The sequence below is a fragment of the Pandoraea sp. LA3 genome (assembly GCF_022696215.1).
Taxonomy (GTDB): domain Bacteria; phylum Pseudomonadota; class Gammaproteobacteria; order Burkholderiales; family Burkholderiaceae; genus Pandoraea; species Pandoraea capi.
This window is the reverse complement of record NZ_PTPY01000040.1, coordinates 130,876-141,943: the sequence shown is the minus strand read 5'-3', so window position 1 is coordinate 141,943 and position 11,068 is coordinate 130,876. Positions and strand designations below refer to the sequence as shown.

Genomic DNA, 11,068 nt, shown 5'->3' with positions numbered 1-11,068 from the left:
CTCAAGCAAGCCGTCAAAATGGTGAGACAGTCCGTGCACATCTACAATCACGAACGACCTCATGCGGCCCTGAAATACAAAACGCCCGATGCGGTGCATCGGGCGTTTTGAATGACTTTTTCTGTCAACCTATTTCAGGACTTGACACGCTGATCGGATCGGCGAGTCGGGCATTGCGGTATTTGATCTGCTCGACCGAGTCACGAAAGGCGGGGATGGCGCCGCTATGCGCCCGTGTGTGGCTAGGTGAGTGACGACGTCCCGGCATCTCCCGTCGCGTCACGATCTTCCATCAGCATGCTCCTCAACCGTGCCCGCCGACGCTCCAGATCGGCAATCTGCTGCTCCAGCGCGGCCAGCCGCTTGCGTTGCGTCTCCGAGATTTCCTTGCAGGCCTTTGCCCCTTCGATCAGCCGCATGCAATCGGGAAAGCTGCGAATCTCCTCCAGACTGAAGCCGGTCGCGATCAGGCGCTGAATCTGCCTGACCTGCGTGATCGCAACCGGCTGAAACGCGCGATAGCCATTCCCGGAGCGGGTCGATGTCAGTAGCCCATGGTCGTCGTAATGGCGGATGGCGCGGATGCTGACGCCCGTCGCTCGTGCGAGTTCGCCGATTTTGAGGGGCGTGGGAGGCGCGGGATGTGTCATGTGATCGAGCTTAGCAGTTTTGCTTGACTCTCACATTGGTGTGAGGGTTGAGACTGTCGATCCGTCCACATCGAAGTCTTTCAATCATGTTCAGTTTCAACCTTTTCAATGGCCTACGTCGTTGGTTGACGGTGCTGGCCTTGTCCGCTGCCGCCACGCTCGCGCAAGCTGCCCCGGTCTCGTACACCGTCACCGCGCCGGATGGCGTCTCGATTGCGGTGCAGGAATCCGGCAATCCGGATGGCCCAGCCATCGTCTTCGTCCACGGATTGCTGGGCAGCCATCTGAGCTGGGATGCGCAGACGAGCAGCCCGCTCCTGCAACGTTACCGTCTGATCACGTTCGACCTGCGTGGGCATGGACAGTCGGGTAAGCCGGAACGTGCAGACGCCTATACCGATGGTCGCCGTTGGGCGGACGATCTGGCCGCTGTGATCGCAGGGTCGGGAGCGAGGCAGCCTGTCATTGTAGGATGGTCGCTCGGTGCGGCGGTGGCCACGAACTATCTGGCGGCGTATGGGGACACGCGAATCGCTGGCGCGATCTACGTCGGTGGGGTGATCGAGCTGAAGCCGGATCAGATCGTGCCGCATCCCGAAATCTACCGGGACATGACATCCGCCGATCTCAGAACTCATCTAGACGCCGAGAAGGCCTTCCTCAAGCTGTGTTTCGAGACTCAGCCGGACACCATGACATTCGACCGCCTCTTGGCGAATGCCGCTCTGGCATCGTTCGACATGCAGCGCGTGGTGCACCGGATGACGGTGGACGCGCCGACAGGGCTCGGGGCAATGCATAAGCCGTTGCTGCTGATCTACGGGGAGCGTGATGCGCTCGTCAAAGCGGGGTCGTCCGCGCAGCGAGCCAAGGCATTGGACCCGGCGGCCAACGTCAGCGTCTATCCTGGCGCGGGGCACGCCCCGTTTGTCGAATCGCCGGACCGCTTCAACCGCGATCTGGCGGCGTTTATGGATGCTGTGGCGTCGTATTGAACCCGGATCGGGGATCCCATTGAGATGACAAATCGCCTTCATCGGGATAATCAATTTCAATAGTTAATTGCAATTGATTATCATTTGTCCATAGTGTTTTATCGGGCAACGAAGGAGGCGAATATGACCACATTGATCCAGGCTTTGCGCAACCGTCCCCTTGGCGTGTTGATGGGCGCAGCGATCAACATCGGCGGGGCGGCAACCTTGCTTGCGCACCTGCGCTGATCCGGCCCGGCCGGCGGGATGTCTCCCATCGGGCGGGCGGTTTTACATCGAGCTGTTGGCGAAGCGGGCGATGGGATCGTCGTCCTGTGCCGGCGGGGAGGCGAGTCCGGCGGTGTTGCTGGGGGTCTCCAGCGGCGACGGCGTGGCTGCCGTCAGCGGACGATTCGGTGTCGTATCCAGCGGCACGTTCGGCAGCGGGGCGACAGCAGGCGTTTGTGCCACCGTTGCCGGTGCCGTGCGATTGACATAGGTCGTGTTGCCTGCCGGCGCCTTGTTGGCGGCGACGCGTCGCACGCCATCAATGCGCTTCGCCCAATACGGGATAAAGATACTCTCCAGACGCACCGTGCCACCCGAGTTCGGGGCGTGCACGAATTTCCCCTGACCGACGTAGATGCCCACATGCGAATGCGCGCGTCCCGTCGTATTGAAGAAGATCAGATCGCCCGAAGCGAGATCGTCGCGTTCGAGCACCGTGCCCACGCCACTCATGTCGGCGGTGGTGCGTGGCAGATTGACGCCCGCGGCACGTGCCACGACATAGCGCACCAGTCCACTGCAATCGAAACCTGAGTCGGGGGTATTGCCGCCGTAGCGGTAAGGAATGCCAACGAGGCTCATCGCTTCGAGCGTGATTTCCTCTTGTCCCGCGCTGCGCTCGGGGCCGACTGTGCGGTTGCCGTAGTTCGCGTTCCCCCCTTGCCGGACTGACGGGCCGGACGAACACGCGGCCACGAGCAGCGTGACGGCGAGCACGCCGGCGCTTCGCCACGGCAAGCGCGCCAGCGTTGTCGACGTCACCGACAATGTCGTGGATCGGGCCATCAGGCGAGTCAGAGAGCGATGCATGCTCAGAGGGCGCTGGGTTCGCATGCGCAGAGTTTACGACGCTTACCGCCCGAATGCATCGCAAAAGTACCGGAATCCGTGCGTTTTGTGGCATCGACGTCACAAATTCGCGGCTTGCCGGGCGATATCGTTATCCGGTCGCCATGTGTGTTGATGGACGACCTCGACGCCGGACCTTCATGCGAAGCCAATAAAAACGGCGCCCGAAGGCGCCGTCTTGTCGTGCATCGAAGCCCTCGATGGGGGCGGACGTCAGAGAATTTCCGCGGCGTAATCCGCCAGACGCGAACGTTCGCCGCGCGCGAGCGTGACGTGCCCGCTGTGTCCCCAGCCCTTGAAGCGATCCACCACGTAAGTGAGGCCCGAGCTGCCTTCGGTGAGGTAAGGCGTATCGATCTGCGCGATGTTGCCCAGGCAGATCAGCTTGGTACCGGGGCCGGCGCGCGTGACGAGCGTCTTCATCTGCTTCGGCGTCAGGTTCTGCGCCTCGTCGATGATGACGAACTTGTTCACGAACGTACGACCGCGCATGAAGTTCATGCTCTTGACCTTGAGTCGCGAGCGAATCAGTTCCTGCGTGGCCGCACGGCCCCATTCACCGGCGGAGTCGTCGGTCTTTTGCAGCACTTCGAGGTTGTCGTCGAATGCGCCCATCCACGGTTGCATCTTCTCTTCCTCGGTGCCCGGCAGGAAGCCGATATCTTCACCGACGGGCACGGTTGCGCGCGTGATGATGATCTCGTTGTAGCGCTTCTCGTCGAGCGTCTGCGCCAGACCGGCGGCGAGCGCCAGCAGCGTCTTGCCGGTGCCGGCCTGACCGAGCAACGTGATGAAGTCCACTTCGGGATTCATCAGCAGGTTCAACGCGAAGTTCTGCTCGCGGTTGCGCGCCGTGATGCCCCACACATTGTTCTTGTGATGGCCGTAGTCACGCAGCGTTTGCAGCAGCGCCGTCTTGCCGTTGATTTCCCGAACCTGCGCGTAGAAGGGCGCCTCGCCGTTGTTCGTCTCCAGATAGACGAACTGATTGATCAGGAAACTCGCGCAGAGCGGCCCGGTGATGCGATAGAACGTGGTGCCGGTACGGTTATCCTGCCAGCTTTCCATGCCCTTGCCGTGCTTCGTCCAGAAGTCCGGCGGCAGGGCCATCACACCCGAGTAGAGCAGATCGCTGTCCTCGAGCACCTTGTCGTTGAAGTAGTCCTCCGCAGGCAGGCCGAGCGCATGCGCCTTGACGCGCATGTTGATGTCCTTCGACACCAGCACGACCTGACGATCGCGGAACTTGTCCTGCAACGCGCGCACGACGCCCAGAATCTGGTTGTCGGCCTTGCCTTGCGGCAGACCTTCGAGCGGCGGCACGTCGGGCAGGTCGGTCTGGAAGTACAGACGCCCGGTGGCGTCCTTGTTGCCGAGTCGCGAGAGCGGAATGCCCTCCGCCATCGACTTCGTGCCGCTTTCCGCGACCAGCCCGTCGAGCGTGCGGCTCACCTGACGCGCATTGCGCGCCACTTCCGACATGCCCTTCTTGTGATTGTCGAGCTCTTCCAACGTCATCATGGGCAGATAGACGTCGTGCTCTTCGAAGCGGAACAGGCTGCTCGGGTCGTGCATTAGCACGTTCGTGTCGAGCACGAAGAGCTTGGCCGGCTCCTGATCCTTGCCGCGTGTACGTTTCGAACCGGGCCCGGTCGAGGGCGATTTGACCGCCTTGAGCGAGGCGCCGGCGCCGGTCGAGTCGGCCTTCGGAGGCGACTGGGGCGACTGGGGCGAACGCGCGACAGGCGACGGCTGTGAAGCAGTCTGCGTCGCCGGAGCGGGTTTGGGGACGACCTTCAATTCGGTCGCGCTGGCAGCACCGGCGGCACCGGACGTTTCGCCCAGTGCATGTTGTTCAGACGAGGGAATCGGTTTCTTGGCCTCCGTGCGCGAAGGTTTGAGGCGAGTGGGGAATTGTTCCGGGGCAAGCAGCGAGCCCGGTTTGGTCGGCGCCGATGGCAATGGCATAGATTTCCCGTTCAAGAAAACACAACACTACTCGGCCGGGACAAACGGCAATACATCACGTCCCGGCAACAAAAAAGCCGCCTGCCCGGACGCACCGGAGAGGCGGCTTGGCTGAAGGCGCCGCCGTGGCGACGCCTGCAATAGTCTCGTTCAATGCGCTTGATCATTACGGCCGACTATAACGTCTCTTGCCGTGCTTGTATAGCGTCGGATGCCCTCACTGGCGGTCGCATCGACCGGAATGCAACAGCCCGCCGAATAGCGCTCGCGCGCATGCCCGATGACCGCCGTGGCGGACGTCGTGCACGCGAGATTCGCTCAGAGCGCCTGCACTGCGGCGAGCACTTCCGACACGTGATCCGGCACGCGCACGCCGCGCCATTCCTTGCGCAACACACCCTTGGCGTCGATCAGGAACGTGCTGCGTTCAATGCCAAGATGTTCTTTGCCATACAGTTTTTTCAGCTTGATGACACCGAACAGTTGGCATACCGCTTCGTCGCCGTCCGAGATCAGCGGGAAGGGGAGCTCCAGCTTGTTCTTGAAGTTCTCATGCGAGCGCAGGCTGTCGCGCGACACGCCGACGATCTGGGCGCCGGCGGCCTGAAACTGGTCGTAGCTGTCGCGGAAATTCATGCCTTCCGTGGTGCAGCCCGGCGTGTTGTCCTTCGGGTAAAAGTAGATCACCACCTTCTGGCCGCGATGGGCCTTGAGCGAAAAATCGCCGCCGGTGGCAGGTGCGGTGAAATCGGGCACGGGAGTGTCGATGGCTACCGTCACTATGGTCTCCTTGGGTGGCCTTGCCAGGCCGGTTCGGGAAAAGGTTGTCGAATTCGGGGTCTTGCGAAATCCGGTGCGCGGGTCAGGACGCGTCGATCGCCCCGGCGTCAGGCAGCCGCCTGGCCTTCGAGAATCAGGTCGCCCGAGCGACCCGGTATCTCGCCCCACACTACCGGGTGTGCCGGCAATGCGTTGAGATCGAGCGTCTCGTAATACTGACCCATCGTGATCAGATCGTGGCCCTGACGACGCCATCCGGCCAGCAACTGACGGAACAGCGGCGCCAGCTTCTGCCCTTCGAGTTCTGCGTGAAGCGTGAACACGTGATCTTGCGCCGGATCGCGAGTCAGGGCAAGCAGGTGTTCGGCAACACCATTGATGTCGCGGCCGTCGATGCCGAGCAGTTCGTCGACCGTCGGCAATGTCGTCGGCATCTGCACGTGCTTCAGACGCACGCCGTCCACGATCGGGTAGTGAGGGGCGTTGCCGCGTCCGTCGGACGAATACTTCATGCCCCAGGCGTCGATCTGGCGAAATGCGTGATTGTTCATCTGCCAGCCGGCAGCGCCGTGGGTCAGCGGCGGGGCGCCGAAAATCTGTGCGAAGCGGGCGTGGGCCTGCGACATCTGATGCTGCGTCCAGGCGGCGTCGCGCGTGCGCACATTGTCCTGCCAGTACGTGTGGTCCCAGGTGTGGATGCCGGTCTCATGCCCGGCGCTCTGCACGGTGCGCATGACGTCGGCCGCGCGCTTGCCGATGTCCGGCCCGGGCAGCAGGGTGCCGTACATGAGCGTCTTGAAGCCGTAGTGTTCGACTACCGAGGTGCGAGAGACTTTCTTCAGGAAGCCGGGGCGGAAGACTCGCTTGAGTGCCCATCCGGTGTGGTCCGGACCGAGGCTGAACAGAAACGTCGCCTGTGCCGCGTGCTCGGCCAGCGCCGCGAGCAGGTTGGGAACGCCTTCGCGTGTGCCGCGCAGCGTGTCGACGTCGATCTTCAGGACAATCTTGGCCATAGCCGCCCTTGAGGAGTGGTGCATCGAAGACATGGCCCGCGTGGCGCGCGATGTCTCGAATGTCGAATCAGTTGACTGGATGCATTTCCGACGTCCGAAGCCGAGGCCGAAGCCGAAGCCGAGGCAGCGACAGCGGTCGAAATAGCGTCAAAAACGTGAAGTCAAACGCGTGGAGTCAAAAACGCCCGATGCGCCGAGGGCGCACCGGGCGTGTCGTGCGACGTCCGGACAATGCCACGACCTCGATGCCGTGGTACGCCGGGCCGGGGCACAGGCGTTATTCGCCTTCGACCAGACGACGCGCTTCGGCGACGTGACCGCGATACGCTTCGAAAATCTTGCGCAGTGCGTCGTCCATCGACGTGGTCGGCTTCCAGTCGAGCTCCTGCATGGTGTTGTCGATCTTCGGCACGCGGTTCTGCACGTCCTGATAGCCGTTGCCGTAGTAAGCGCCCGACGAGGTTTCGACCAGTTGCACCTTCTTGGCCGTCTCTGCGTATTCCGGGAATTCGCTCGCCAGCTTGAGCATCATGTTGGCCAGTTCACGCACCGAGAAGTTGTTCGTCGGGTTGCCGATGTTGTAGATCTTGCCGCTGGCGACGTTGTTCTTGTTGTCGATGATGCGAACCAGTGCATCGATACCGTCGTCGATGTCGGTAAAGGCGCGCTTCTGGTTACCACCGTCGACCAGGCTGATGTTCTCGCCGCGAGCGATGTGGCCGAGGAACTGCGTGACCACGCGCGACGAGCCTTCCTTCGGCGTGTAGATCGAGTCGAGACCGGCGCCGATCCAGTTGAACGGACGGAACAGCGAGAAGTTCAGGCCTTCCTGCATGCCGTAACCCCAGATCACACGATCCATCAATTGCTTCGAGCAGGCGTAGATCCAGCGCGGCTTGTTGATCGGGCCGTAGATCAGCGGCGAGTTTTCCGGATCGAATTCACCGTCGGTGCACATGCCGTAGACCTCGGAGGTCGACGGGAACACCAGATGCTTGCCGTACTTCACGGCCGAGCGCACGATCGGCAGGTTGGCTTCGAAGTCGAGCTCGAACACGCGCAGCGGGGCCTTCACGTAGGTGGCAGGCGTGGCGATAGCGACCAGCGGGAGGATCACGTCGCACTTGCGAATGTGGTACTCGACCCATTCCTTGTTGATCGTGATGTCGCCTTCGAAGAAGTGCATGCGCTCATGGTTAACCAGATCGCCGAGGCGGTCGGTCTGCATGTCCATGCCATAAACTTCCCAGTCGGTCGTCTCCAGGATGCGCTTCGACAGATGGTGGCCGATGAACCCGTTGACACCGAGAATCAGGACTTTTTTCATATTACGGTCAGTGATTGAGCTGGGAAAACTGTTCCGGCGTGACAAGCTTGCCGTCCAGCGTTAGTTCATGAATGACGATGGCATTTCCGTCGCCGCAAATGCCGAGGAGCGCATTATCCACTACTTGCAGTCCACAGGGCAAACCGGCGGGGGCGGGCGAGCGTGACAGGCGAGCTTGCGTGACCACCCAGCGACGATCCGCCACGTCGGTAAATGCGCCGGGATACGGGGGCGCAACGGCGCGAATCAGGTTGTAGACATCCTGCGCCGGCCGATGCCAGTCGATGCGACCATCTTCGGGCTTGCGTCCACCGAAGTAGCTGCCGGCGACGAGGTCGTTCGTGTGACGCGGGGCCGTACCCGCGAGCAGACCCGGCAGGCAGCGCCAGAGCGTCTGTTCCGCGGCGACCGTCACTTTCTCGAAAACCTCGCCAGCCGTGTCGTCCGGGAGGATCGGTACCGACGTCTGGTCGATGATCGCCCCGGCGTCCGGCTTCAGCGCCATTTCATGCAGCGTGGCGCCCGTTTCGGTTTCGCCTCGCAAAACCGCCCAGTTCACCGGCACACGGCCGCGATACTTCGGCAGCAGCGAACCGTGCATGTTGAACGCGCCTTGCGGTGCGATTTCCAGCACGGCCACCGGGATCATGTGGCGGTAGTAGAACGAGAAAATAAAGTCCGGCGCCACGGCGTGGATGCGTTCGGCGAGCGCGGGATCCGCAGGATCGTCGGGGGTGACGACCGGGATGCCATGCTCGGCCGCGACACCGGCGACGCTACCAAACCAGATGTTCTCGTTCGGATTGTCCTGATGAGTCACCACGAGAGCGACGTCGACGCCGCGAGCGAGCAGCACTTGCAGGCAACGAACGCCGACGTTGTGATACGCAAAGACGACGGCTTTGGCAGACGTTGCGCTCATGACGTGTGCGATCCCAGTTCGGTCGCCCCCGTGCTCAGCGTAGCGCTTTGCCCGCCGACGGCTGCGTGTTCCGTGTGACCGGTGGCCTGCGCTTCGAGCACCGCTTGTACCAGATAACGCGGACGCTGGCGGACTTGCTGATAGATGCGGCCGATGTACTCACCGAGCAGGCCCATGCCGAACAGAATCACACCGAGCAGGCAGAATGTCACGGCGAACAGCGTGAATACCCCCTGGACTTCCGAGCCGAACAGGAAGCGTCGCGCGATCAGCACGATGAACAGCAACCCCGACGCGGCGGACAGCGAGATGCCCACGCCCGAGAGCCATTGCAGCGGCACGACCGAGAAGCCGGTCACGAGGTCGAAATTCAGACGAATCAGCGAGTACAACGAGTACTTCGATTCACCGGCGAAGCGTTCCTCGTGCGCGACATCCACTTCCGTCGGATTTTGCGCAAAGGTAAAGGCCAATGCCGGGATGAACGTGTTGATTTCGCGGCACTGATTGACCGTATCGACGATGTGGCGGCTGTAGCCGCGCAACATGCAGCCTTGATCGGTCATGCGGATGCGCGTGATGCGCTCACGAAGACGGTTCATGGCGCGCGAGGCGTTGCGGCGGAACCACGTGTCCTGACGGTTCATACGCACCGTGCCCACGTAATCGTGCCCGGCGGCCAGTTGTGCCACCAGTTTGCCGATCTCTTCCGGCGGGTTCTGGAGGTCGGCGTCGAGCGTGATGACCCATTCGCCGCGCGTGTGCTCGAAGCCGGCGAGAATGGCCATGTGCTGGCCGTAGTTGCCGTTGAACAGCACGACGCGCGTCACATCCGGGCGCGCGCGATATTGCTCGGCAAGCAGAGCAGCCGAGCGGTCCCGGCTGCCATCGTTGACGAACACCACTTCATAGGTCACGCCCAGCTTGTCGAGCGCCGGGTACAGCCGGTCGAAGAGCGCGCCGAGGCCAGCCTCTTCGTTGTATACCGGGATGACGACAGAGAGTTGTGGTCGATTCATTTTTTGTGATCAGCGCAAATAGCATTCACGGCTTCGCAGACGCGCGCAACGTCGGCATCCGTCATGGCAGGGAACAGCGGCAGGGTCAGGATTGCACGGCCCAGACGTTCCGCATGCGGGAACTGGCCGTCCTTGAAGCCCAACGCACGATACATTGTAAACAGGTGGATGGCCGGGTAGTGGACGCCGCTGCCGATGCCGCGCGCCTTCAACTGCTCCATGAAGCCAGCCCGATCGATGCTCAGGCGCTCCAGCGGCAGTTCGATCTGGAACATATGCCAGTTCGAATTCGTGAAATCGGCATGGGGCAGGCCGACGCCCAACTGGACGGCGGCGCCGCCCGCGAGCGTATCGAAATACAGACGTGCCAGTTCCGTACGGCGGGCGTTGAAGGCCGCCAGATGCGGCATCTGCCCCAAGCCTACGCGTGCGGCCACGTCGGTGAGATTGTACTTGCCGCCGAGCACGTCCACGTCCATACCGTCGAGGCCGAAGCGGGTCACGCCCTGGAGGCGGTATTTCTCGGCCAGACGCGCTTCGTCGTCGGTATTGAACACCAGCGCGCCGCCCTCGATGGACGTGAGGTTCTTGTTCGGATGGAAGCTGAACGACACGAGGTCGCCGAACGAGCCGATACGCTTGCCGTTCCAGCCCGATCCCATGGCCTGTGCGGCGTCTTCGACGACACGCAGGTTATGACGGCGAGCAATGTCGTACAGCCGGTCCATATCCACCGGCAGGCCGGCGAGATAAACGGGGATGATGGCCCGGGTCTTGGGCGTGATCGCCTTTTCGAGCAGGTCGAGGTCGATATTGCGCGTGGCCGGATCGACGTCGACGAACACCGGCGTGGCGCCGACTTCCAGAATGACGTTGGACGTTGCGACCCACGACAGCGGCGTGGTGATGACTTCGTCGCCGCTTTGCACGCCGGCAATACGCAGGCCGATTTCGAGCGTAGCGGTGCCCGAATTGAAGACGCGCACCGGACGACCGCCGAAATATTCGGACAGTGCCTTTTCAAAGGCCTGCACTTGCGGGCCCGAGGTGATCCAGCCCGAACGCAGCACTTCGGACACGCCGTTGATGGTCGCGTCGTCGAGCGTCGGGCGCGTGAACGGGAGGAACGGTTGATTCGGTTGGGAGGTTGCCGAGTCGCTCATGATGTATGACTAACCCTCAAAGTAGCTCGAATATGCAGGGGAAGCTGCATGAGATGCGCGCCAGCCCACGGGATCGCCAGGATCGACGGGGGCGGCGCATCCGGTGATTGCGCCG

Annotated in this window: 11 protein-coding genes; 2 read left to right on the top strand and 9 right to left on the bottom strand. The window is 62.1% G+C overall.

Going from position 1 to position 11,068, the window contains the following annotated elements:
- The coding region (locus tag C5N93_RS26530) for an integrase core domain-containing protein (RefSeq protein WP_242558265.1) at positions 1–111 on the top strand (111 nt) is incomplete at its 5' end.
- Between the two features lie 131 nt (positions 112–242).
- Here the strand turns inward: C5N93_RS26530 and C5N93_RS26525 are convergent.
- Positions 243–650: a MerR family transcriptional regulator gene (locus tag C5N93_RS26525; protein ID WP_242561613.1), complete on the bottom strand. Its 408-nt coding sequence runs from the start codon at positions 648–650 to the stop codon at positions 243–245.
- An 86-nt stretch (positions 651–736) separates the two neighbouring features.
- On the opposite strand from C5N93_RS26525, the gene C5N93_RS26520 reads away from it, so the two are divergent.
- On the top strand, positions 737–1,645 hold the full coding sequence (locus C5N93_RS26520; RefSeq protein ID WP_242561612.1) for an alpha/beta hydrolase: 909 nt from the start codon (positions 737–739) through the stop codon (positions 1,643–1,645).
- A gap of 270 nt (positions 1,646–1,915) precedes the next feature.
- Here the strand turns inward: C5N93_RS26520 and C5N93_RS26515 are convergent, their stop codons facing one another.
- The 8 genes from C5N93_RS26515 to C5N93_RS26480 all read right to left on the bottom strand — a co-directional run bounded on the left by C5N93_RS26515 (position 1,916) and on the right by C5N93_RS26480 (position 10,953).
- Positions 1,916–2,698 (bottom strand): C40 family peptidase, encoded by a 783-nt coding sequence (locus C5N93_RS26515; RefSeq protein ID WP_242561611.1) that lies wholly within the window; start codon positions 2,696–2,698, stop codon positions 1,916–1,918.
- Positions 2,699–2,974: 276 nt separating this feature from the next.
- Positions 2,975–4,729 (bottom strand): PhoH family protein, encoded by a 1,755-nt coding sequence (locus C5N93_RS26510; protein WP_242561610.1) that lies wholly within the window; start codon positions 4,727–4,729, stop codon positions 2,975–2,977.
- A 318-nt stretch (positions 4,730–5,047) separates the two neighbouring features.
- Positions 5,048–5,509: a peroxiredoxin gene (locus C5N93_RS26505; protein WP_242561609.1), complete on the bottom strand. Its 462-nt coding sequence runs from the start codon at positions 5,507–5,509 to the stop codon at positions 5,048–5,050.
- 107 nt (positions 5,510–5,616) lie between these two features.
- Positions 5,617–6,522, bottom strand: coding sequence for a polysaccharide deacetylase family protein (locus C5N93_RS26500; protein WP_150723057.1), 906 nt, complete (start codon positions 6,520–6,522; stop codon positions 5,617–5,619).
- Between the two features lie 277 nt (positions 6,523–6,799).
- Positions 6,800–7,849 carry a bifunctional UDP-4-keto-pentose/UDP-xylose synthase gene (locus tag C5N93_RS26495; RefSeq protein ID WP_242561608.1) on the bottom strand — a complete coding sequence of 350 codons (1,050 nt, stop codon included), beginning with the start codon at positions 7,847–7,849 and terminating at the stop codon, positions 6,800–6,802.
- Between the two features lie 7 nt (positions 7,850–7,856).
- Positions 7,857–8,771, bottom strand: a complete 915-nt coding sequence (locus C5N93_RS26490) for a formyltransferase (RefSeq protein WP_242561607.1) — start codon at positions 8,769–8,771, stop codon at positions 7,857–7,859.
- Positions 8,768–9,790, bottom strand: coding sequence for a glycosyltransferase (locus C5N93_RS26485; RefSeq protein ID WP_242561606.1), 1,023 nt, complete (start codon positions 9,788–9,790; stop codon positions 8,768–8,770). Before C5N93_RS26485 ends, C5N93_RS26490 begins: the two co-directional genes overlap by 4 nt.
- The gene (locus C5N93_RS26480; RefSeq protein ID WP_242561605.1) at positions 9,787–10,953 is read right to left on the bottom strand and encodes a DegT/DnrJ/EryC1/StrS aminotransferase family protein; all 1,167 of its coding nucleotides are present in this window, start codon (positions 10,951–10,953) and stop codon (positions 9,787–9,789) included. The genes C5N93_RS26485 and C5N93_RS26480 overlap by 4 nt, the downstream gene beginning before the upstream one ends.
- Positions 10,954–11,068 lie beyond the last annotated feature (115 nt).